The organism is Streptomyces sp. NRRL S-31, assembly GCF_000718775.1.
In the GTDB taxonomy this organism is placed as follows: domain Bacteria; phylum Actinomycetota; class Actinomycetes; order Streptomycetales; family Streptomycetaceae; genus Streptomyces.
In genome coordinates, this window is record NZ_JOCB01000093.1 from 38349 (window position 1) to 63021 (window position 24673).

Consider the following 24673-nt stretch of genomic DNA (forward strand, 5'->3'; position numbering starts at 1 on the left):
CATCGCCCCAGCAGCTGCCAACTCGGCAGCGTACCGACCGCGCTGGACGGCGTCATGGAGGTCGAGGGCCCGACGATCATGCGGGCACGAGTGCTGCCCCAAGGCACAGCCCGGCCGTCCGCGGGGCACCGGGACGGCCATCGACCGGGCCGGCCGTGCCGTCCGACTCGAACCGCGTCGCCCGTGACGGGTGTCGTCGGCCGCCCCGGCCGAGGGGCGCACGCGGCGAGAGCCGGTATGCCGCTCTGCTCCCCGCGCTGCGCCTTTCCTCCGTGGCGGCCGGAGCCGATGCTGGCCTTCAGGGCCGGTCGACCGAGGCGAACTCCCATGACCACAGACAGCAGCGACGACGACTCCACCGACTCCACCGACTCCACCGACTCCACCACGACAAGGGACCCCTCACCGCGGCGGGCCGCGCGAAGGTGGCTCAGCGGCCCGGCGGCGCTGGCGTACGCGGTAGCCGTCGTCGGCGCGGTGGTGGCCGCCGTGGCGACCCCGCTCGGCGACCGTCTGATGACGTCGTTCTTCGACGAGCCGACCTGCCCGGGCACAGCGTGCGACGGCAAGAACCCGCAGAACCAGGGGTGCGGCGAGGACGCCCGTACCTTCAAACCCGCGGTGGACAACCCGGCCCTCCTCCAGATCCGCTACAGCGAGGACTGCGAGGCGGTGTGGGCGAGGATCGAGCACGGCCGCCCCGGGGACGAGGTCACGGTGAAGGTGGCCGGCGGTGCCATGCGAGGGGCCGAAGTCGAGTACGACAGCGACAAGTTCACCAACATGGTCACTGTCGCGGACGGCGATTTCCAGGTCACGGCCTGCGTGATCCCCAAGCCGGGCGGGGGCAGCACCTTCGAGCGGTACTGCATCGAGGCGACCGAGGCCACCGCCTGGCGGTGACGGCCGGTGACGGCCGGTGCCGGCCGGGGTCCCGCAGCCCCGGGTGTCCGCGTCCGTGGACACCCGGGTGCCGGGTCACTCCTTGCGGAGGACCTCCCGTGTGGTGGGGCACAGCACGGGGTCGTTGCGCAGTCGCAGGAAGGTCATGGTCAGGGTCAGTACCTGGAGCAGGGCGCACGCCCACATGAGGGTGCTCAGCCGGGACGCCGGGGTCACGGCGAGCAGGACGCCCGCGAGGGGGAAGGGCAGCATCAGCAGCAGGACGCTCACGGAGAGGGTGGTGCCGAAGGCCGTCGGCGGGATGACCAGCGACCGCAGGGTGCGCAGCACGAGCGTGAGTCCGCCGTCGGCCGCCATGAACAGCGCGACGAAGGCCGCGTAGCCGGCGTAGGAGGACGTGTGCGCCACGGCGAGGCCGGCGGTGGCCACGAGGGTGGCGCTGATCACGCCCGCGCCCCACAGGCCGAGCCGGTTCAGGGCGAACTGCCAGCAGACGACGGCGACCAGCGTGGCCGCCGCGGCGATGGACCACAGTGTGCCGACCGCGGCCACGGAGTGACCGAAGCGCTCCGTCACCAGGACGGGGCTGGCCGATTGCAGAACGCCGAGCATCAGGTTGGAACAGGCCATCCCCATCACGAGCCGGCCCAGCACGGGCAGGGAGCGCAGGGTCCGCCATCCCTCGCGCAGGCCCCCGCCGGGCCCCGGCCCGCCGTGGCGCGCGGCGCGCAGGGGAGTGGGCGGGGTGCGCAGGGCGAGCGCGGCGGACACGAAGGACAGCGCGCTCAGACACACCAGCATGAGCGTCGGCCCGGTGAGCAGCAGCAGACCGCCCGCGGCGGGACCGACGAGGGTGGCTGTCTGGTCGATACCGATCGACACCGACTGCACCGTGTGGATCCGGCGTCCGCCGTGGCGGCCGGCGACCGCGCCGACCGCCTCGTTGGCGATGAAACCGAACTGCGTCAGGGTCCCGGTCACGGCCGTGAGCGCCAGGACCGTGAGGGTCTCGGCCGTACCCGGCGGCAGGACGTACAACGCGACCGCGGCGCCCGCTACCAGCAGAGCGCGGGCCAGCGCGGCCAGGAACCACACGATCGCCGCGCCGCTGCGGTCGACCAGGGCGCCGGCCAGGGTGAACGCGGCCACGCGGGGTGTCCACTCCAGCGCGAAGGCCAGGCCCGTCAGGGACGCCGAACCGGTGGTGGCCAGCACGACGAGCGGCATGGCATACGTGGTCATGGAATAGGCGAGTGCCTCGAAGGCACGCGGCGCGTAGACCCGACTGAACAGGCCGCCGGTGGCACCTGCCGCATGCCGACCGGCAGGCTGGGCGTCGATCAAGGAAACGGTCACTAAGGGGCTTTCGCTGAGCGGGAGGAGGTACGGGCGTTCGAGGCGGTGTCGGCCGCCTGTGCGGGGCGGAGCGCCCCAGGTTCACACGTCATGATCATCGCTTAGTGCCGGGTCGTGCGCACTCCGCTCCGAAGCCGCGAGCGGGGTGCGGAGGCGGGGCCGTTGTGGCCGAGAAGGGCCTGTGCCTGCCTGGTGCCGCCCGCGAATCCCGCTGGGAGAGCAGACGGCGCGATCCCGCCCGTGGTCACTTATCTCAGCGCGGGCCGGAAAGGATGCGTCACCGGTGGTGGCAGATCCTTTCAGGATCAACACATCCATGGAGAGGACGTTCACTCGTCACGCATGTGGCGCACCAGGTCTTCACGTGTCCGGGTCCCGCCTCTCCGCGGCCGGTCTAGCGCCCCACGCCCCTCCGCACCGAGGCGGGGGGCCATGCCCCGTCCGGCCCTGCCGCGCGCGGCCCCCGGCGCGGGAGACGCAGCCACTGCCCTGGCCGCCGACGCCCGCGGCGGGAGGAACCCGCCTGCGAGCGGGACGTCACCGACGGCACCCGGTCCCGCGGCGGCCGGCCCCGAACGGTCCGCACCACCGCCTGCCGTGGGATGCCCCGGCATCCGCGCCGGGCGGCCCGATATTCACAGTGCTCCACAGGTGCAACGGCACTCCGGTCCGGGTATCCCCATCGAACTCGGTGTTCGGGTCAGGCGGGTAACGGGGGCGGGTACATGGGGAGACGGGTGTGGACCGGCAGTGCCGGGGTGGAGGCCGCCGACGCGGTCTTCGCGCTCATGGGGCGGCTCATCGACGGTTTCCGGGCGAACCCCCCGGTGACCCCGCTGGTGGTGCTACAAGCCACCGAGGAGGACGCCACCGGCGTCCTCGACCGGCGGGTCGCCCAGGTGGTGGAGTTCGTCCGCCAGAGCCAGCAGCCCCGGGGGCTGATCGCCAAGCGGCTCGACGGCGGGGGCGGTCCGGACGCGTACTCCTCAGCCGTCGACATGGTGCGCCAGCTGTGCGAGCACTCCTGGGACAACGCACGGCAGTCGCAGTACAAGCCCTTCGTCTTCCCCCGCTCCCGCCTGCTGCGGGCGATCGAGCAGGCGGCGCCCGAGGTCGGCACCGAGCTGGCGACGGTGTGGACGGCGGCGGAGCGCCGTGAGCGGCTGATGCGCAGACTGGCCGAGTTACGCTGGCGGCCCGGCGGCGGTCCCGACGGCGACGGGGGCCGGCGCCGCGCTCCGGTGCTGGCGGAGACCGTCGGTGCCGTGGTCAACCCGTCCGGGTTCGTGGGGGCGATGTTCATCGCCAGCCTCAGCGTGCTGCTGGGCGAGGGTGGTTGGCAGACGGCGGTGTGGGGCGGCGCCCTGGCGCTGACGGTGTTCGGCCTGCTCCACCTGCTCGCGCGCAGCGCGCCGCCGCTGCTGTGGCTGCGCAGGGCCAGCCGCTGGTTCGCGACCACCACCTTCCTGACCCCGCTCAGCGACCGGCCGGCGGCCGCCGACTGGTCGCGCTGGCGGCCCGTGAAGTCCTGGGAGACGATCCGCGGGCGGGCCTTCGGCGTCGCCCAGCAGGTGGTCGCCGCACAGGCGGGCGATGCGACGGCACGTCAGTTCCACCTCGAACTGCGGGTGCTGGCGCTGCTGGAGGACCTGCGCGAGAACTTCCGCCCGCGGACGCTGGACCTGCGCCGCAGCAAACGCACCGTGCCGCCCGTGGTGTACCTGCCCCGGGCCACCGAGGAGGACGGCGGTCTGCTGCTGCTGCGCACCCTCAGCAACGTGCGCAGCCGGCGCAGCGAGGTCGACCCGCTGCTCGTGCTGGCCGCGGTCCCGGCGGCCGAGCACCTGCGTCCGCCGAGCCACGAGCCGGACCCCGGACCGGACCGCCCCGAGGACGGGGCCGCCGAGGACGGGGAGGACGCGTTCGGAGCGGACGCCAGGTACCAGCGGTGGGTGACCGACCTCAACGCCGGCCAGTCCCCGGGCCGGGCAGCCGCGCTGCCGTGGATCCTGCACATACCGATGCCCGCCGAAGAACTGCGCCACCGGCACTCCACACAGCACTCCACCGACAGGATCCGCCGGACAGCGGCCTGGCTCCTGTGGTCCCGGCCCTGCCTCTCCGTGCTCCTCGCCCTCGGTCTGGCGGCGGGCTTCCTCGGCAACCAGTACCTGGCCGGGCGGTACTGCGACGGCCGGCTGCTCGGCTCCAACACCGACTCCGTGCTGCACGACGGCCAGTGCATCGGCGTGGCCACCGGGAACGTACGGCTCGCGGAGGGCAACGGGCTGAGCCTGTCCGGTGCCGGCAAGGGCGTCACCTTCGACGCGGTGGAGCAGGCGATCAGGGCCGAGAACGCGGCCATCGGACCGCGGGACGCCCATGTGACGATCGTCTACGCCGGCCCGGTCACCGCCGCCGAGCAGACCGGCACCCGCAAGGGGCTGGAGGAGATCACGGGGGTGTACCTCTACCAGCACTACACCAACGTCAGCACCGACAAGCCGACCAAGATCAAGATCCTGCTCGCCAACGCGGGCGAGAACATGTTGCAGGTGGACTCCATGGCCCGGCACGTCGCCGACCTGGCGCGGCGCGACCGCTCCGTCGTCGGCGTCGTGGGCATGGGACGCGACACCACGGATACTGAGGACGCCGCGCGGATCCTCAAGGGGGCCGGCCTGCCCGTGGTGAGCACCACCAACTCCGGGAGCTATCTGGCGCGCAATCTGTCGAACTGGTTCGGGCTGGCCGCCACCGACGAGGAGGAGGCGAACGCCCTGTCGGTGCTCGCCCGCCAGCTGTCCGCCCGCGAGGACGGCGCCTCGGCCGTCGTGCTGTCCCGGTCGGTCGGCAGCGAGAAGGACCTCTACACCACCGAACAGGCCAGGGTGGGCAAACACATGCTGGCCGAGGCCCACTTCACCCTGGCGCCCTCCCGGACGTACCGGCTCAGCGCCGAGGGCGAACCCGAACTGACCGCCCCCATCGGCCGGATCTGCGGGAGCCGGCCCGTGCCGAGGGCCCTCTACTTCGCGGGCCGGGTCGAGGACGTGCCCAACCTGATGTCCCAGCTCGGCTCGACCCCCGGCTGCGCGGGGCGCGGCATCACCGTGTTCACCGGTGACGACCTCACCAAGAGCAACTACGAGGAGGGCGAGAGCCTGCGCATCCCCGACGAGGTCACCCTCTACCACATAGCCCTCGCTCCGATGGACCTCGCCGCGAAGACGGGTCAGTCGGCGACGACGGGTTTCTACGGCGAAGCGTACGAAGCCCTCATGCGTCTGCTGCCGCACGGCGCACGGCGGACGGCGCTCGCCGATCCCGCGCGGCCCTGGACCGACGCGCTGTTCTCGAGCGGTCAGACAGTGCTGTCGTACAGCGCCACGGCCGTGCTGTACCGGGCCGCGCGGAACGGGGACGACCCGCAGACCGCCGCGGAGACCTGGGCCGACCTGCGCCTGCCCAGCAACAGCAACACCAACCTGCCGGTCGGCACGGTCGGGTTCGCGGACAGCCGGCCCCGCACCGATCAGCGCGGCCACGGTTACGAGATCGTGCGGGTGAGCTACGACAGCGGCCGGGTGCGGTCGGTGAACGTGTGCGGCCGGCCCGCGGGCAGCGGGGCACCGCTCACCCCGCCACCCGGCCCCGAGGGAGCCGATCCGGACACGGTCTGCCGGCTGGGCTGAGTGACCGCCCGGGGACGGGGGTCCGGGTGAACTCCCGTCCCCGGCAGTCGCCTTGCCGCAGCCGACCCCCTACCGCGATGCCGGAACGCCCCGGGCGGGACCCCGTCGCGCCGGACGGATGACGGCTGAGTGCATGGTCCTGTTCCGGTGCTGCACGATGCGGCGACGGGGGATGTGGTCACGGTGCCCGTGGCTCTTCACTGAGAGCACGTCAGGAACGAGAAAGGTTCACTCATGTCCACGTTGACCGTGTGGAAGTTCGAGTCGCCCGAGAGCGCCCAGCAGGTGGAGGAGGCGTTGCTCGGGTTGCAGAAGCAGGAGCTGATCACCGTGCTCGACGCCGCTACCGTCAGCTGGCCGGCGGAGGCCAAGAAGCCCAAGACGAGGCAGCTCACGGACCTGGTGGGGGAAGGGGCCCTGTCGGGCAGCTTCTGGGGTCTGCTCTTCGGCCTGATCTTCCTCATGCCGCTTCTGGGGGCCGCGCTCGGAGCGGCGGCCGGTGCCCTGGGGGGCAAGCTGGCGGACGTCGGCATCGATGACGACTTCATCGACTCGGTCAAGGCACAGGTGACCCCCGGCACCTCGGCGCTCTTCCTGCTGTCCCAGGACGAGGTGCTCGACCGGGTGAAGGAGGCGTTCCCCACGCAGCACGCGGAGCTGATCCGGTCGAACCTCGACCGGGAGCAGGAGGCGCGGCTGCGCGAGGTCTTCGCCTGATCGGGACGGCCTCGCCGAGAGCCCGGCCGAACAGGCCGGGTGAGGCGGGGCGTTTCCCCGCCTCACCCGCCGCCGGTCCGCTCAGCCGCAGCTGAGCAGGCCGGCGGCGGCCTTTGCCGCGAGCACCCGGTGCACGCTGTCGGTGACGGTGGCGCGGAACGCGGCGTCGGTCTTCATCCGGGCACCGACCGCCTTGGTCATCGCCGGCAGGATGGACGGCTTCACGGTCAGGAGCAGGTTGCCGCCCGCCGACAGGAAGTCGACCGCCCGCTGGGCCGGGGTGAAGGACTTCACCGCGACGGCCTGTCCGAGGTCGTCGGAGATGACCACGCCCTTGAAGCCGAGCTGGGTCCGCAGCAGTTTGCGGATGACCGTGGGAGAGAAGGCCGCGATGTGGTGGGCGTCGATCTTGCTGTACGTGGCCGAGGAGACCATGACGAACGGCGCACCGGCCTTGATCCCCGACTTGAACGGCGTGAGGTAGGAACTGGTCGCGGTCGTCACCGAGTCGACGACGTTCGCCGTGGTGTCGGTGTTGCCGGTCACCCGGCCCAGCCCGGGGAAGTGCTTGAGCGTGGTCATCACGTGGGCCTGCTTGAACCCGGCGGCGAACGCCCCGCTGTGCGAGGCGACGGTGTCGGGAGTGTGGCCGTACTCGCGGTAGTAGCGCCCGATGGGCCCGTTGCGCGTGCCGAGGCTCGCCGGCACCACGTCCGCGACGGGGGCCAGGTTCAGGTCCACCCCGGCGGACTTCAGCTGGCCCGCCCAGCCCGCGGCCCGGCTGCGCAGGGTCGACGTAGACCAGCTGCCCTGGGTCAGGGCGGTCGGGATGGTCGAGAAGCCGGGTCCGCTGAGCACCTGCACCTGACCGCCCTCCTGGTCCGTGGCGACCAGGAGGCCCACTTTGCGGCCGGCGACCGTGTCGGCCTGGCCGCGGAAGCCGTCCACCACCTTGCGCGTGGCCTTGGTGCCGGTGCTGCTGCGCCCGGTCAGCATGACGGAGCCGACATGCTGGTCACGGAGCGTGCGCAGGTCGGTGGCGCTGGGCTTGGTCGCGGACACGCCGCCCATGAAGAGCTGTCCTATGCGCTGCGCCTGGGTCATGCCGTTGTACACGCGGTCGGCACAGCTGGTGGCGGTCGCGACGGAGGCGGACGGCGTCGCGCTCGCGCTGGGCACCGGCTCCGCGGTCCGCGCGTGTGCGGCCGGCTCTCCGCAGCCGACCACGGCCAGGATCATGCCGACGAGCGGGGCACCGGCGCGCAGGGCCGTCGTACGGCCCCTTCCGCGGTGGCGAGGGCGTGCTGTCATGGAGGGCGCTCCTGTCTCGGAAGTGTCTGTCCCGGGGTCTGGGCCGCGGAGGGACTGCGGTACGGTCACCCGCCGCTGTACGGCCACCGTGGAGTGAGCCGGCCCGCCCCGTCCCACACGCTACGCCGCGCCGTACGGCTGTGCGCGCTACGTGCGGGAGGACGAACCCCCCACGTGCGTCGACCTGGAGACGAACCCGCCCCGACTCCGGGCGTCACCGGAAGGGCGGAACGCGAGACGGCCCGCTCGCGTGGGTGGGGTTCCGCCCGCTCACGGCGGGCACGGCACGGTCGCGAGTGCGCCGCCCTCCGGACCGGCGGCGGCCCACCCGAGGCCGGTGCCCGGCGGGTGCGCCCAACTCACGGTCACCGAGTTCGAACGCCTGTACGTCCTCCCGGGAACCCGGACCCCGGCGGCCCCCGCAGCCGGCGCGGGATCCCGCGACGCGGCCCGGGGGAGCGCCCGGGCGGGCGGTCAGGCGGTGGCGGGCTCCGCCGCCTTGGCGGCCGGGGGAGCGGAGGCCACCACCCGGGTCGGGCGGGGCGGCGTACGGCGGTCCACGCGCAGCGCGACCGCGGCGAGGGCGATCGCGGTGACCGTCATGGCGGCGCCCGCCCAGGCGGTGGCGGAGAAGCCCAGGCCCGCGTCGATGACGGTGCCGCCCAGCCACGGGCCGCCGGTGTTGCCGAGGTTGAAGGCGGCCGTGGTGGTGGCCCCGGCCAGGGTCGGGGCGGCGCCGGCCACGTTGAACATGCGGGCGTTGAGGGCCGGGGCGGTGAAGAAGGCCGAGACGCCGAGCAGGAAGGACAGGGCGATGGCCACCGCCACCGTCCCGGCGAGCAGGGCGAGGGCGGCCAGGAAGACCGTCGAGGCGGTGATGCCCCAGATCATCACGCCGAACAGGTGCGCGTCGGCGACCCGGCCGCCGATGGTGGTGCCGATCAGCGCGCCGATGCCGAAGAGGCCGAGGATCCAGGGGACCCACTTCGAGTCCAGTCCGGCCACGTCCGTGAGCAGCGGCGACAGATAGCTGAAGGCGCAGAAGACACCGCCGGCGGCCAGCGCCGTGATGCCGATGGCGAGCCACACCTGACGGTCGCCGTAGATGCGCAGCTCGCGGCGGAGTGTCGGCCGCTCCGCGGGCAGCGGGATCGGGGGGATCAGCGCCAGGATGCCGACGAGGGCGACGGCGGAGGCCGCGCCGACCGACCAGAACGCCGAGCGCCAGCCCAGGTGCTCGCCGAGGAAGGCGCCGGCCGGGACGCCGAGGACGTTGGCGATGGACAGTCCGCCGATCATGACGGCCATCGCGCGGGCCCGCTGGTCCTTGTCGACCATGGCGATGGCGACGGCCGCCCCGACCGCCCAGAAGCCGGCGCACGCGAGGGCCGAGACGACGCGCGAGGCGAAGAGGAGCGCGTAGGAGGGGGCGAGCGCGCCCGCGACCTGTCCGAGGCCGAAGAGGCCGATCAGGGCGATCAGGGTGGCGCGGCGGGGCAGCCGGAGAGTGCCCACGGCCAGCAGCGGCGCCCCGACGACCATGCCGATCGCGAAGGCGGATATCAGCAGGCCCGCCCGCGGGATGCTGACGTCCATGTCCTCGGCGATGGGCCGCAACAGCCCGGAGAGCATGAATTCGCTGGTTCCGAGTGCGAAGACGGACAGTCCGAGGATGTAGACGGCTACGGGCATGCGGGGGCGAGGGATATGTGCGGGCATAACACTCGTCAACCCGCTCGGACCCGGTCGCATTCCCCTCCGGATGTGTCGTCTCTGTGACATGTGACGTCCGCCGGAACGCGAACACCCCGCCTCCGGGAATCCGGGGCGGGGTGTCGGGTGGAGCGCCGGGCAGGCCTTGCACCTGCATTTCCCCGCAGGAAGCGGGGCGTCTTTCCTTGGACCACCAACGCACTGCGTCCGGGCCGGTGTTCCGGCGCCGGCGTCACCGGTGCTGGTCGAGGAAGTCGACGATGTGGCCGAACACGTCGAGGGCGGCGCCGCGGCCGATGAACGGGTCGACGTGTCCGTAGGAGGGTATTTCCAGGTAGCGGACGTCCAGCCGAGGGTGGCGCTTGGACAGCACGTCGTGGCACAACTCGTTGGAGTCCTGCCAGATCCTGTTCTTGCTGCCGGACATCAGCAGCACCGGGCAGTCGATCCGGTCGGCGTGGTCCACCGCGTTGTCGGGCAGCGGGTCGTACCGGTGGTCGTCGGTGTTCCACCGCACCACCGCGTGCGCCATCTCCATCCGGCGGATGTGCGGGAGCACCCAGGTCGGCACCGAACCGAACAACTCGGCCAGCCGGTCGTGCGTGCGGGCGTCCAGATTGTCGTGCTCGAACAGCGAACCGCCCGAGCCCCACGAGGAGTTGTGCAGCATCTGGCAGTTGGGGTCGGGGCACTCGGCGCCGAGGGAGGCCAGCGCGAAGACCGGGGTGTACTTCGACCGCAGCCCGACCTTCCTGATGTCGACGGGCAGATGGGTGAAGCGCGACCGGATCAGCTCACCGGCGAAATGGAACCGCGTCCGCACCGGCCACGACATCTTCGGCGTCAGGAACACGCCCTGCGCGACCACCCCGGCGAGTTCCGGCACCAGCCCGGCGGCCATGCTCATGGACAACGACAGCGCCCCCATGCAGTGCGCCACCACGAACAGCCGCCGGGAACCGGTGCGCGAGCGGATGTAGCGCACCGCCTCGGGAATGTCGTACAGCGCGACGTCGTCGTAGCTGTAGCGGACCCGGCCCTCGTTGTGCGGCAACCGGCAGCTTCCGCGCCAGTCCAGCAACCACGGCTCGTAGCCCGCGTCCAGCAGCACCTCGACGAGGTTGCGCGTCTCCGGCAGGACGAACATGTCCGCGGATGCGGTGTGTCCGTGCAGCAGCAGGACGGCCGGTCGGGCCCGGTCGTCGCGGGTGATCCGGCACAGCCCGAGTTCCGTGCCGTCACCCGCGGTGAACGGGATGTCCTCGATCACTGCGTCATCCAGTCGGGCATCCAGCCGCCGAAGCGTCACCGCGGCCACCTCTCCCTGCTCTTGATCCGCTTGCGGTCCTGGGCGCGGTCGCCGTCGGTCTGCCGGTCGATCGCGTCCCGGCGCAGGTCCAGCACGTCCGCGGCGGCACGCAGCCACGGCTCGGCCAGCCCCTTGAACATCTCAGGTACGAACCAGGCCAGCCACGTCGCCTTCGCGATCCGCTGTTCCTGGAGGGACAGGTCCGGATTGACCCGGATACCGTCCACCTGCTCCCGCAGATAGCTCTTGGACCGCACCTTGACCCGGCCGGCGAACAGGGCCGGTTCGCCGTCCCTGCCCAGCTCTATGCTCAGGGTCCGCGCCTGTTTCCACAGGTCGTGGTGGGGACGGGCGGTCTTCCAGCCGTCCAGCCACCACAGCCGGCCCTCGCGGTCGCGCAGCCGCAGCCGGTAGTGCAGCAACGGATGGGACTCGCCGTACGGCACCGGCATCCCGTCGTCGGGGCGGATGTCGATCTCGCCGAACTCCACGGTCATCGGCCGCTCGTGCACCTGAGGGCAGACCAGTTCGCCGCGGAGGATGTCGATGGTGTGCCCGCGCTTCTTGGTGAGCTGGTACATGCTCGCGATCGACAGCGTCATCCGCAACTGGCAGGGGGCGTCCTGCACCCCGCCGACCGGGCCCAGTTTCCCGCGCATGGTCTCGGGGAACCACAGCAGCGGCGGATCGGCGCGGCTGGGCAGCACGATCAGGCCGTCCCGGGCCAGCCGCTCGTAGTTCTTCAGGCCCGCCGCCGCGTCGTAGCGGAACGGGGCCGGCAGGTCGTGCCGGGCGGCGAACCGCTCGGTGCGCTCGCCGCGGGCGGGCGGTCCGAGCAGGGTCGCCTCGCACAGCTTCACCGCGGTCGGGCTGCGCATGACGCGTGCCAGGAAGTCCAGTTGCGGGATGGGATCGGCCTCCCAGCGGGCCAGGAAGTCCGCCCGCCACTCGTCCCACTCCAGCACCTTCATGTTCATCCCGGACAACCGCATGTCACGCAGGAGTTCGGGCAGGGTGTTGGGCCGGCCGGCGAGGTTGTAGTTCAGGCCCCAGGCGCTGGGGTCGTACACGATCGCCGCGGAGATCCGGCTCACCCAGTCCACCGCGGAGAAGTTGAAGCTCCGGAAGGCCGGGACGGTGCGGTAGCGGAAGAACGCCGCGTTGAAACCGCAGCTGAGGTCCCGCGCGTTGTAGGCGCCGGTCTGGGTGTGCCCGGCGATGCCGCCCGGGCGCAGCAGCGTCACGGTCAGGCCGTGCTCCCGCGCGCGCCGCAACACCGCCTCGGCCGCCCACTTCGACTTGTCGTACCCGGCGACCAGCCCGTCGATGTGCGCGACCGGGTCGTCCTCACCCATCGCGGCGATGCCGATCTCGTTGAACACCGCGATCGACGAGACGTGGTGCAGCGGCTTCGGCGGGCCGGTCATCGCCAGTTCCGCCAGGGTCAGCGGGCCCAGCACGTTGGTGGCGCGCAGCGAGGGGTAACCCCGCAGGAAGTCCACCGCCGCGGCCACGTTGACGATCGCGTCCACGCCCCCGGCCAGTGCGTCCCAGCGGTCCTCGGTCAGGCCCAGCCGTGCTTCCCGGACGTCCCCGGGGAGTACGGTGATCCGGCGGCGGAGTTCACCCGTCCAGGGCAGGTCGAACTTGGCCAGCGACTTGGCGAGGTGCTCCTCGGCGGCCTTGTCGTCCTCGCCGCGCACCAGGCAGACCACGTGTGCGTCGCCGTAGCGCAGCAGGTCGAACAGCAGGTGGCTGCCGAGGAACCCGGTGGCGCCGGTCAGCAGGATGCGCCGGGGAGCCCGCCGCGGCGGCTCCGGGCGGAACGGCAGGCGGTCCGCGCCGGCCAGGTCCGCCGCGATCATGGCCAGTTCCTCGTCCGGCGGGGAGCCCGGCAGCAGTCGGCCGGGCGCGGACGGTACCAGGTCCGTGCCGGTCCCGACGGTCTGGCCGGTCCCGGCGGTCTCCGCGCTCGCGACGGCCTGGCTGGTTGCCTGACTGGTCGTCTGACTGGTTGTGCTGCTGGTCGCGGCGGTCTGGGCGGGTGCGACGGTCTGGCCGGTGGCGCGCAGCCAGCGTTCGGCCAGCCGCCGGGGCCGGCCGTCCGCGAACACGTCGTCCAGGCTGATTTGGACGCCCAGTTCCCGGTCGAGCACGGCGACCAGCCGCACCGCGCTCACCGACGAGGCGCCGGCGTCGAAGAAGTCCGTCTCCACGTCGATGGTGCGGTCGTCGAGGAAACGGGACGCGGCGGCGGCGATGGCCGAGGCCAGCCTCGGCAGGTCCCATGGCCGGTCATCCGTACCGGTGTTCACCGGATGCGCCGGATCGGACGCACTGGACGCACTGGATGTACTGGAAGTGCTGGACGTATTGGATGCAGCGGAAGTGCTGGACGTACTGGATGTATCGGAGGGATTGGACGCCCGCGTCCGCAGTCCGGCGAGCAGGTCGGCCACCGCCGCCGGCCCCGTCAGGCCGTTCTCCAGCGCCTCGCCCTCGCGCCGGCGGTCCATCCCCGGGGCGCGCGCCGTGGCCGTGCCGTCCCGTTCATCCATTCCCAACCTCCTGGGCCGTCGCCCGGCCGACGGCCCAGGACGTGAACTCACGGAGTTCCGCCGGGGCGGCCAGGACCACCAACTGCTCGTCGTCGACATCTCCGCCGCCCAGCGCGGACACCAGCCGCCGGGCGGGTGTGTTGCGCGGGGTGCGCTCCGCGACCAGGCGCACCCCGGTGAGGCCCAGTGCCTCGGCGCGCTCGGCCAGCCAGCGCAGCACGCGTTCCTCGGCGCCCCGGCCGAGCACGCGGCAGCTCATCATCCAGGCCACCACCTCCAGGGCGGCGCCGTCCGCGCGGAGCACCAGGACGGCGATCTGTCCGTAGTCGCCGAACCGGTCGCGGGCCGACACCGTCCAGATCTCGCCGTCCCGCTGCCAGCGCGCCACTGCCTCGTCGTCCAGCGGCGCGGGCCGCAGGTTGAACTGGTTGGTCCGCCGGCTGAGCTGGACGGCCCGTTCCTCGGTGCCGGCGGTGAGCGGCCGGAAGTCCATCCTCAGCTCCAGCCGTTCCAGGAACTCGGCGAACCCCAGATCCGCGCGCGCCCGGTCCCGTACCCGCTCCTGCTGGTAGAACTCGGCCCGCGCGGCGTCCTCCTGGGTGGCGGGGCGGGGTACGGCCGGCCAGAGCCGCCGTACGAAGTCGGTCAGCCGCCGCTCGGGCGGGCAGGTCACGCACAGCACCTCGGGCAGCGCGGAGCGCATCCGGGCGATCTCCACCGGGTTGTCGTCGAGGAAGAGGAAACTGTCCAGGCCGAGCCGCAACAGCTCGGCGATCTCCGCCAGCCGGACCGGCTTGGGCCGCCACTCCGCGGAGACGGCGGCGAAGTGCTCCGCGCGCAGCACGCTCTCCGGCCGGTCGAGCACGGCCCGCACGGTGTCCTCGTCGTTGTTGGACAAGAGCACCAGCAGCACCCCGGCGGCCCGCCATCGCTCCAGCCGGGCGGCCAACTCGGCGCGAGCGCCGGTCAGATCCACGTTCTCCGGCCCGATCTCACCGGCCACGCCGCCCCACAGGGTGTCGTCCCCGTCGACGACGATCACCTTGGGCGGTGTCCGGCGGACCGCGGTGAGCACCTCGGCGACGGTGAGCGCGACGACCGCCTGGAACTCCGGTGAGAACGGCAAGTGCGCGATGGCCTCGGTGCGTTCGTCGAAGACCTCCTCCACGCGGGTGATTCGGTGCCAGTCGTCGCCGTCCAGTACGGCGATGCCGGGCATGGCGCGCAACCGCGCGGCCAGTTCCCGCTCCCACCGGCGCATCCGCTCTTCCGCGCCGGCCGCCGGCGGGAAACCGATGACCAGCGGCACTGCGGTCCGCCGGGACAGTTCTCCGATCGCCGCCGGGTACTCCTCGGCCAGTTGCTCCAGCAGTCGGCCGGTCACCGGCCCGAACCGGGCGAAGTCCACGGCGCGCAGCAGCACCAGACCGGCCGACGTCGACGGCGCGGCGAACACCCCGGCCGGATCGAGCAGGCTCGCCAGGACCTGGTGATAGGGCGCTTCGGCGACGGGCAGGTCGGTGGCCGACGTCAACAGCGCCGGCAGGTCCCCGAGCGTGAAGGTCGCCGCGACGGCGAGGGACGCGGTGGTGCCGGGAGGTGCGGGTGTGGTGGCGGGGGAGGCGGTGGTGCCGGGAGGTGTGGTCGTGGCGGTGGTCCCGGTCTCCCCGGCCTCCCCGGTCTCCCCGGCCTCCCCGGTCTCCCCGGCCTCCCCGGTCTCCCCGGCCTCCCCGGCCTCCCCGGTCACTTCGAGCAGCAGGTCGAGATAGTCCCGCCCGAACCGGGCGCAGGCCGCCTCGTCGATGATGTCCGCGTTGTAGTCGATGCGGACGTACCCCAGGTCGGCCAGCACCGTGACCATCAGGTCCAGATCGGAGTGGGCGGTGCCGACCGGAATGAACCGGGTCCCGCTCCCCGGCCGGGAGTTGCCGCGGATGTAGTTGAAGTACACCTCGATCAGCGGCGCGTTCGGGCTGTACAGGCCCTCTCGGACCAAGGTGGACATGGCGTCGAAGAACGACGCGCCCCGGTCCAGTACGCCGCGCAGCCGGGCGTCGGTCCGCCGCAGCACCGCCTCGACCGGCTCGTCCGCCGCCGCCTCGGCCGGGAACGGGATGGGTACGCCGAAGAAACCGACGGCCTGGTCCGCGCCGACCTGCGCCCGGGTGTCCACCGGTACCGCGAGCGCGAACCGCCGCCGTCCGCGCAGCCGGGCCAGCAGTACGGTCAGCGTGCCCAGCCAGAAGGCGGCCGGGGTGATGCCGAGATCGCCGGCCCGCCGCGCGATCCGCTCCGGCAACCGCGCGGGCACCTCGGCGAAATGGCTGCCCGCGCGGTAACTCCGGGTGTCCGGCCGCGGATGGGACAGGGTCAGCTCCAGCCGGGAGCAGCCGGTGAACCGCTCGTGCCACTCCGCCGCCATCGGGTCGCGGTCGGCGGCCCTGATCGGCTGCGCCTTCAACAGGTCCTCGATGTCCTGGTCGGTCGGGGTGGTGTCCAGTTCGGCCCCGGCGAGCACGCTGCCGATCTCGGCCGCGACCAGCGCGAGCGACGGCGCGTCGGACACGGCGTGGTGGGCGCCGTAGATCAGCACCTGACCGTCGGCGGGACCGGCCAGCAACTCGAAGCGCCACAGCGGGCCTTCGGCCAGATCGAAGGGTGCCGCCAGCAGGTCCAGCAGCCGCTGCCGGACGTCCACCTCCGCGTCGACCACGGTCCAGCGCAGCAGTCCGGAGGGCGGAGCCGGGTGGATGCGCAGCCGTGCGCCGTCCTCGGGGTGCGGTACGACCGTCGTCCGCAGCGCCGCGTGCCGGGCGGCCACTCCACGGAGCGCCTCGGCCAGCTTCTCCGGTGTGGTGGGGGTGTCGAGTCCGACCGCGTAGCCGATGTGGTGCGTGACACCCGGCGTGCCCTGCTGCTCCGCGCGCAGCAGGCGCAGCACGTCCCGCGTCGCCGGCCGCAGTACGGTCGTGCCCTCGTGGTCCGTGGCCGGGTGCCCGGCGTCGCTCCCGGTCTCCTCCCCGGCCGGTGGGTGCTGGGCGGTCCCCCGGGGACGGCCGGCCAGCACCTGGTCGGCGATGTCGTCGAGGTTCGCGCCGTTGAGCAGCCGTGCGACCGGCAGGTTCACACCGAGGTCCGACTCCACCACGGCGCGGGCGCGCATCGCCGTCACCGAGTCCATGCCCAGGTCGACCAGGGGTGTGGTGCTGTCGAGCCGGCCGGCCGGGTAGCCGAGGACGGCGCCGACGCGTTCGCGCAGCAGCGCCAGCACCGACTCCCGGTCGCGTGGCCGCTCCCGGGTCGCGGGCCGGTCCGGCGCGGGGGCGATCCGCCGGGGCCGGGGGACCAGGCCGGCCAGCGGCGGCGGCAGCCGGCCGGGCTCGGCGGCGCGCAGCGCGGTCCGGTCCAGCCCGACGGCCACCAGCATCGCCTCGCCGACCGCGCCCGCGTCCCGCCCGCCCAGTACGGCGTCGAACGCGGTGTCGAACAGCGCCATGCCCTGTGCGGTGCTCAGCGCGGTCAGTCCGTCGCGCCGTACCCAGTCCAGGTCCGTGTCCGCCACCTGCCCGGTCATGCCGGTCCGGTCCTCCCACAGGCCCCAGGCCAGCGACAGCGCCGGTCGTCCGGCGGCCCGGAGCCGCTGCGTCAGCGCGTCCAGGAACACGTTCGCCGCCGCGTAGCCGCCCTGTCCGGCCCCGCCGAGCACGCCCGACACCGAGGAGAACACCACGAACGCCGCGAGGTCCATGTCCTCGGTCAGCTCGTGCAGGTGCCAGCCGGCGTCCACCTTCGGCCGCCACACCGTGTCCACCCGTTCCGGGGTGAGCGACCGGATCAGCCCGTCGTCGAGGACGCCGGCCGCGTGGATCACCGCGGTCAGCGGGTGTGCCGCCGGTATGGCGGCGAGCGCCGCCCGGAGCTGGTCCCGGTCGGCGGCATCGCACGCCCGGATGGTGACCTCGGCCCCCGCCCGGGCCAGTTCGGCGCGGAGCGCCGAGGCTCCCTCGGCGCGCTCGCCGCCGCGGGACAGCAGCAGCAGGTGCCGGGCACCCCGGCGCACGAGGTGACGAGCCAGTTCCGAGCCGAGGCCGCCGGTGCCGCCGGTGATCAGGACCGTTCCGGCGCCCAGCACGGCCGCCGGAACCCCGACCGGGTCGGCCTGCGGGGCGTTGACGGTGTCGGCCGGCGGGGCGGCGGGGCGCAGCCGGGGCAGGTATCCGCGACCGCCGCGGACCGCCAGTTGGGGCGTGTCCGCCGCGATGGCGGCGGCCAGTACGTCGGGACCGGCGGCGGCGTCCAGGTCGACGATGCCCAGCCGCCCCGGGTTCTCCGCCTGCGCCGCCCGCACCAGGCCCCACAGCGGCGCGTGCGTCAGCTCCGGGGCCGGGTCCGTCCCGGCCCCGGTGTGGACGGCCGACCTGGTGAGCACCACCAGCCGGGCGGAGGCCAGGGCCTCCTCGGCCGACCACCGCGCGAGGTCGCGCAGCACCTGGCGCATCAGCCGGCGCGCCCCGGACACCACGTCCGCCCCGGCTGGCGGCGGGGGAACCGCCAGCAGCACCACGTCCGGCGCCGGGGCGGCACCGCGTACGGCGGTCGCCAGGTCCTCGACCGAGGAGTACACCCGCGCCCGCTCGGCGACTCCGGGCACCGTCTCCCTCCCCGAGCCGCTGATCAGGGCCAGGCCGGTGGGCAGGTCGGCGGCGGGCAGTGGGTGTTCGGCCCACGTCAGCCGCAGCAGGGTTGCCGCGCCCCGGCCGCGGCGTCCCGTGCCGAGCCGCGCGGTGCCGGCCGGGCGCACCAGCAGCGAGTCGACCCACGCGACGGGCGCACCGTCCGGGTCGGCCAGCTGGACGGCCGCCGAGTCCGCACCCTCCAGGACGATCCGCACCCGCAGCGCCGTCGCTCCCCGCGCGGCCAGTGTGATCCCGGTCCAGGCGAACGGCAGCCGGGTGGTCCCTTCCGCGACGGCCCCGCCCGGCTCCTGCCCGCCCGGGCCGCCGGAAGCCGCGCCGGAATCAGGGCCGAAATAAGGGCCGGAATCAGAGCAGGCATCAGGGCCGGAATCAGGGCCGGAGCCGGGGGCTCGGCCCGGGAACGGGACTTGGCCCGTTCCCGGGACCGGGCCCAGCAGGCCGCCCAGCGCCCCGGTCTGCAACCCCGCGTCCAGCAGCGCCGGATGCAGCTGGAAGCGCGGTGCGTCCGACTCCAGTCCGGCCGGCAGGGCGACCTCGGCGAAGATCTCCCCGCCCCGCCGCCACGCGGCGGACAGCCCGCGGAAGGCCGGTCCGTATCCCAGGCCCAGCGACCGGTCCAGCTCCGCGTGGAACTCCTCCAGCGCCACCGGAGCGGCTTGCGCCGGTGGCCAGGTCCCGGCCAGGTCCGCCATGACGGGCGGGGGAGCGGCGTCGTCCCGCGCGGTGAGCAGCCCGCCGGCGTGCCGGGTCCAGGCCGACGGGTCCGCGGCGGCGTCGGGAGCGGAGTGCACCGTCACCGACCGCGCGCCCGCACCGTTCACCGGGCCGACCAGGACGCGTAACCGCACCCTCTCGTCCTCGGTCAGTACCAGCGGCTCCTCCAAGGTCAGTTCGCGTACCTGGTCGCAGCCCAGTTCGGCGCCGGCGGTCAGCGCCAGGTCCACGAAGGCCGCGCCCGGCAGCAGGGCCCGGCCCCGGACCCGGTGATCGGCCAGCCACGGGTGGGTGTCCAGTCCGACGCGTCCGGTCAGCACCGCGCCGCGCTCCTGCGGCAGCACCACCACGGCGCCCAGCAGCGGATGGTCCAGCGGCGGCACGCCCGCCGCGTCGAGCCCGGCGCGGGCGGCCGTGCCGGGCAGCCAGTACCGCTGCCGGTCGAACGCGTAGGTGGGCAGCGGCACCCGCCGGCCGCCGGCCAGCACCGTCTGCCACGCCACCGGCACACCGGCCACGAATGCCTCGGCCGCGGCGGCGAGGAGCCGGCCCATGCCGCCGTCGTCGCGCCGCAGTGTGTCCAGGACCGCCGCGGAGCCGCCCAGCCCGTCGATCGTCTCCTGCATCCCGACCGCGAGCACCGGATGCGTGCTCACCTCGAGGAAGACCCCGATTCCGCGCCGTGCCAGCGCGCCGGTGGCGGCCTCGAACTCCACGGTCTGCCGCAGGTTGCGGTACCAGTACCCGGCGTCCAGCGCGGTGCCGTCCAGTGTCCGGCCGGTCACCGAGGAGTAGAACGGCACCTCGGCGGCGCGCGGCCGGACCGGCGCCAGAGACTCGGCCAACTCGGCTTCGATCTTCTCCACTTGGGCGGAGTGCGAGGCGTAGTCCACCGCGATCCGCCGGACCCGTACGCCGTCCCGCTGCCAGTCGGCGAGCGCCTGGGCCACCGCTTCGGTGTCGCCGGAGACCACGGTCGAGCCGGGACCGTTGACCGCGGCCACGGACAGCCGGCCGCCCCAGCTTTCGATCCGGTCCCGTACCCGCTCGGCCGGCAGCAGCACCGACAGCATCCCGCCCCGCCCGGCCAGTGTCCGCAGCGCCGCGCTGCGCAGCGCCACCACCCGGGCGGCGTCGGCCAGGGTCAGGGCACCCGCGACGCAGGCCGCGGCGATCTCCCCCTGGCTGTGGCCCAGCACCGCGGCGGGCCGCACGCCGAGCGACTGCCAGACCGCGGCCAGCGACACCATCACCGCGAACGACACCGGCTGCACCACGTCGACCCGGTCCAGGCCGGGCGCGCCGTCCGCACCCCGCAGCACGTCCAGCGGCGACCAGTCCACGTGCTCGCCGAGTGCCGCCGCGCACTCGGCCATCCGGTCGGCGAACACCGGCACGGATTCCAGCAACTCCCGTCCCATCCCGGCCCACTGCGTTCCCTGGCCCGGGAACACGAAGGCCACCTGCGGACTCGGCCCGGCGACTCCGGTCAGCACGGTGGGTGCCGGGTTCCCTTCGGCCAACGTCCGCAGACCGGCGAGGAGTTCGGTGCGCGTACCGCCCATTACCACCGCGCGGTGCTGGAACACGGCCCGGTCCGTGGCCAGGGAGAACCCGATGTCCACCGGACGCACCCCGGCGTCCCCGGCGACCCGGGCCGCCAGCCGTTCGGCCTGCCCGGTCAGCGCGGCGGCCGTCCGGGCGGTCAGCACCCACGGCACCAACGCGGGCCCGTCCGGCGACCGCGCGGATAACGGCTCGTACGACGGCTCGTACGACGGCTCGGACGACCGCGCTGATGACGGCTCGTACGACAACGCTGACGACGGCGTGGACGACCGCGTGGACGACGGCGCCCGTCCGGGCTCGTCCGCCGGAGCCTGTTCCAGCACGACGTGGACGTTGGTGCCGCTGATACCGAACGAGGACACTCCCGCGCGCCGCGCCCGGCCCGTCTCCGGCCACGGCACGGCCTCGGTCAGCAGCGCCAGCCGGTCCTCGGCCCAGTCCACCTCCGGCGAGGGCTCGGTCACGTGCAGGGTGGCCGGCAGGATGCCGTGCCGCATCGCCAGGATCATCTTCAGTACGCCGACGACGCCGGCCGCCGCCTGGGTGTGCCCGAGGTTGGACTTGACCGAGCCCAGCAGCAGCGGCCGGTGCCCGGTCCGCTCACGGCCGTACGTCGCCAGCAGCGCCCCCGCCTCGATCGGATCGCCGAGCCTGGTCCCGGTGCCGTGCGCCTCGACCGCGTCCACCTCGGCGGGCAGCAGCCGCGCGTTCGCCAGGGCCTGCCGGATCACCCGCTGCTGTGCCGCGCCGTTGGGCGCGGTGAGGCCGTTGGACCCGCCGTCCTGATTGACCGCGCTGCCGCGCAGCACCGCCAGGATCTCGTGGCCGTGCCGACGTGCCCGCGACATCCGCTCCACCACCAGGGAGCAGACGCCCTCGGCGAGGCCGAAGCCGTCGGCGGCGGCGGAGAACGCCTTGCACCGGCCGTCCGGCGCGAGCGCGCCCAACTGGCTGAACTCGACCAGCATGCCCAGGGTGGACATGACGGTGACCCCGCCGACCAGCGCCATGTCCGACTCGCCGAGCCGCACCGACTGCGCGGCCAGGTGCAGGGCCACCAGCGACGAGGAACACGCGGTGTCCACCGTGACGGCCGGCCCCTCCAGACCGAGGGTGTAGGCGATGCGGCCGGACAGGACGCTGCCGGTGCGGCCGGTCAGCAGATAGCCCCCGGCCGGCGACTTCTGGTCCATGTCCGGCCCGTACTCCATGGTCATCGCGCCGACGAACACCCCGGTCCGGGTGGAGCGCAGCGTCGTGGGGTCCACGCCGGCCCGTTCCAGGGCCTCCCACGTGGTCTCCAGGAGCAGTCGTTGCTGTGGGTCCATGGCCAGCGCTTCGCGCGGTGAGATCCGGAAGAAGGCCGCGTCGAAGCGGTCCGGTTCGGTCAGCAGGCCGGCCTCGCGCTGGTAGTACCGGCCGTCGGCGTAGGCGGCGGCCGTCTCCCAGCCACGGTCCCCGGGCAACGCCGTCACCGCGTCGCCGCCGGACGCGAGCAGCCGCCACAGTCCCTCGGGGTCGGTGATGCCGCCCGGCAGCCGGCATCCCATGCCGACGACGACCACGGGGTCGTCGGCGTCGGTGTTCTCGGCGGCCTCCGGGCGCACCCCCGCCGGTCCCTCCCGCCCGGCGGCCGGGCCGTCGCCGTAGAGTTCGGCGGCCAGGTGCGCGGCCAGCCGCCGCGGAGTGGGATGGTCGAACAACACCGTCACCGGCAGCGTGCTCTCCAGGGCCGTGTTGATCCGCTTGCCGACCTCGACCGCGGTGACCGAGTCGAAGCCCAACTCGTGCAGTGACTCGTCCGGACCGATGGGCCGTTCCCCCGCCGAGAGCCAGTCGACCTCCCGGCGGATCAGGTCCACCAACGCGTCCAGGCGCGCGGCGGCCGGCAGCCGCCCCAGTTCGGTCCGCAGCCCGCCGTCACCCGCGGCGGGCCCGTCGGTGCCCTCGTCCTCGTCCGCCACCGTGCCGCTGTCCGGCCCGGCCTGTTCCGATCCGGCCTGTTCCGGCCCGGCCTGTTCCGGCCCGGCCTGTTCCGGCCCGGCCTGTTCCGGCCCGGCCTGTTCCGATCCGGCCTGTTCCGTCCCGTCCTCTTCCGGCTCGGGGAGCGGCAGCGGCCGGCCGGTCGCCGGGAGCACCGCCGCCCAGTCCGGTTCCGCACCGGCCACCCAGGCTTCGGCGAGGGAGCGGTGGAACCGGTCCAGGCCGCCGTCGGCCCGGCGCAGGGTGCCGACCACCTGGGTGCCGGCGCCGGCGGACGCGCGGATCTCGTCGAGCGCGGCCGTCACCACCGGATGCGGGCTGACCTCCACCAGCAGCGAACAGGTGTCCGTCAGGCAGGCGCGGACGGCATCGGCGAAGCGCACCCTGCCGCGCAGCGCCCGGCACCAGTAGTCGGTGTCCAGCGGGGTGTCGCCCAGCGCCCCGCCCAGGAAGGACGAGTAGAACGGCACGGTCGGCGGGTGCGCGCGCAAGCCCGCCAGGTCCTGCCGCAGCCGGGGCTGGATGCGGTCGATGTGCGGCGAGTGCGCGGCCAGTCCGACCGCGACCTTCCTGGCCCGTACGCCCTCCTGCCGCAGCAGGTCGAGCAGTTCCGCCGCGGCATCGCTGTCACCCGAGACCACGACCGAGGCGGGACTGTTCACCGCGGCCACCACCAGGCGACCGTCCCAGCGGGCGAGCCGTCGCTCGACATCGGCTTCCGGTGCCCGCACCGACACCATGTCACCCTGTCCGGCCAGCGTCGCCTGCGCCTGGCTCCACCGGGCCGCGATGCGGGCGCCGTCCTCCAGGGGGAGCGCGCCGGCCACCACCGCGGCCGCGATCTCGCCCAGGCTGTGGCCGACCACCGCCGCGGGCGTCACGCCGTGCGCGCGCCACAGTCCGGCCAGCGCCACCATCACCGCGAACAGCGCGGGCTGGGCGATGTCCGCCCGGTCCAGGGCGCCGCCGACGGCGGAGTCCGGCCGGAACGCCGCTTCCAACGGCCAGTCGAGGTACGGCTCCAGCGCCTGGGCGCACTCGTCCAGCCCGGCCCGGAACACCGGGCTCCGCTCGGCCAGCGTCAAGGCCATACCCGGCCACTGCGGTCCCTGCCCGGGGAACACGAACGCGATCCGGCCCTCGCGCGCCGTACCGCGCAGCACGTGGGGGGCCGTGCGGCCGAGCCGTACGGCGGTCAGACCGGTCAGGAGGTCCGCGCGTCCGGCGGCCAGCACCACGGCGCGGTGACCGGCCGCGTCGCGGGCCCGTTCCGCCAGTGCGGCGCCGACATCACCCGGTGACCAGTCCGGCCGCTCGGCGAGGAAGGTCCGCAACCGCGCGGCCCGTGCCCGCAGTTGTTCCGGGCCGCCCGCGGTGAGCAACCAGGGGACCGCGCCGGCCGGGGGCGTGGTGTCCGGGTCCCCGGCCAGGCCGGGGAGGTCGGCCGCCTCGGCTGTCGGCGGCGTGGTGTCCGTCGATGACTCGTTCCGCAGAGCGCACACAGAGGTCTCCTGCCGAGCTCGTACTCGAACCGAACAGGCAGGACCGACGACACGACGCTGTGTTGTCGACCGGACGCTGTTCGCAGTCCCGGAAAGGCGCAGCCGCATCGCTCGCGTGTTCATGCGCCGGTCAGCGTGGAGAGATCCGCCCGTGGCCCCAGGCCGACCGCGCGGCGGGAACGCGTCGTTCCCGCCATGGACCGTGCCCTGGGGTGATCGTTCGGACGGTTCGGTGGTACGTGAGTTGTGCAGGACGACGGCAACTGTACGGGAGGACTCGGACTGCCATGTTCGATTCTGGCCATATTCGAAAACGCCTGGGACGTCCGGACGGGGCCGTGCGGGAGAGCGCGTGCCGGCGGGCCCTCTCGTCCGGCCGCCCGGTTCCGTTCAGCGGGGTGTGAAGCAAACCCGGATGTGCAGAAGTGATCAAAGACCGCGGGGTCCGGGAGGTCACGGGGGGCGCAGGAGGGGTGACGTCGATCACAAGAGCGCGGATGGCCCGGTCGGTTCGTCGGTCGTTGTTCACAGATGACGGCGGACGATCATCACGTCTTCGTTCCACCGGGCGGCGGTGGCTTCTCAGGCCCCCCGCCTGGGCGGGGGGCCTTCAGGAGCACTCAGGCCATGAGATGTCTCCCTGTGT

At 73.5% G+C, this 24673-nt stretch carries 9 protein-coding genes; 3 read left to right on the plus strand and 6 right to left on the minus strand.

The features are described 5' to 3' along the window. Window positions 1-327: 327 nt before the first annotated feature. On the plus strand, window positions 328-903 hold the full coding sequence (locus IF37_RS0130085; protein WP_030749507.1) for a DUF2690 domain-containing protein: 576 nt from the start codon (window positions 328-330) through the stop codon (window positions 901-903). 75 nt (window positions 904-978) lie between these two features. Here IF37_RS0130085 and IF37_RS0130090 read toward each other — a convergent pair whose 3' ends face one another. Further along, window positions 979-2259 (minus strand): MFS transporter, encoded by a 1281-nt coding sequence (locus IF37_RS0130090; RefSeq protein WP_030749510.1) that lies wholly within the window; start codon window positions 2257-2259, stop codon window positions 979-981. A gap of 725 nt (window positions 2260-2984) precedes the next feature. Between IF37_RS0130090 and IF37_RS0130095 the strand changes: the two genes are divergently transcribed. After that, the gene (locus tag IF37_RS0130095; RefSeq protein ID WP_037857336.1) at window positions 2985-5954 is read left to right on the plus strand and encodes a hypothetical protein; all 2970 of its coding nucleotides are present in this window, start codon (window positions 2985-2987) and stop codon (window positions 5952-5954) included. Window positions 5955-6188: 234 nt separating this feature from the next. Continuing rightward, the gene (locus IF37_RS0130100) at window positions 6189-6671 is read left to right on the plus strand and encodes a DUF1269 domain-containing protein (RefSeq protein ID WP_030749515.1); all 483 of its coding nucleotides are present in this window, start codon (window positions 6189-6191) and stop codon (window positions 6669-6671) included. Between the two features lie 81 nt (window positions 6672-6752). Here IF37_RS0130100 and IF37_RS0130105 read toward each other — a convergent pair whose 3' ends face one another. The 5 genes from IF37_RS0130105 to IF37_RS46455 form a co-directional block, all read right to left on the minus strand. Then, on the minus strand, window positions 6753-7982 hold the full coding sequence (locus tag IF37_RS0130105; protein WP_030749518.1) for a glycoside hydrolase family 3 N-terminal domain-containing protein: 1230 nt from the start codon (window positions 7980-7982) through the stop codon (window positions 6753-6755). A 474-nt stretch (window positions 7983-8456) separates the two neighbouring features. After that, complete coding sequence (locus IF37_RS0130110) at window positions 8457-9674, minus strand: Cmx/CmrA family chloramphenicol efflux MFS transporter (RefSeq protein WP_030749522.1); 1218 nt, start codon at window positions 9672-9674, stop codon at window positions 8457-8459. Window positions 9675-9927: 253 nt separating this feature from the next. Next, window positions 9928-10965, minus strand: coding sequence for an alpha/beta fold hydrolase (locus IF37_RS0130115; protein ID WP_253915891.1), 1038 nt, complete (start codon window positions 10963-10965; stop codon window positions 9928-9930). 35 nt (window positions 10966-11000) lie between these two features. After that, window positions 11001-13562 (minus strand): thioester reductase domain-containing protein, encoded by a 2562-nt coding sequence (locus tag IF37_RS0130120; protein ID WP_052845447.1) that lies wholly within the window; start codon window positions 13560-13562, stop codon window positions 11001-11003. Then, complete coding sequence (locus IF37_RS46455; protein ID WP_052845448.1) at window positions 13555-24027, minus strand: type I polyketide synthase; 10473 nt, start codon at window positions 24025-24027, stop codon at window positions 13555-13557. The genes IF37_RS0130120 and IF37_RS46455 overlap by 8 nt, the downstream gene beginning before the upstream one ends. Window positions 24028-24673 lie beyond the last annotated feature (646 nt).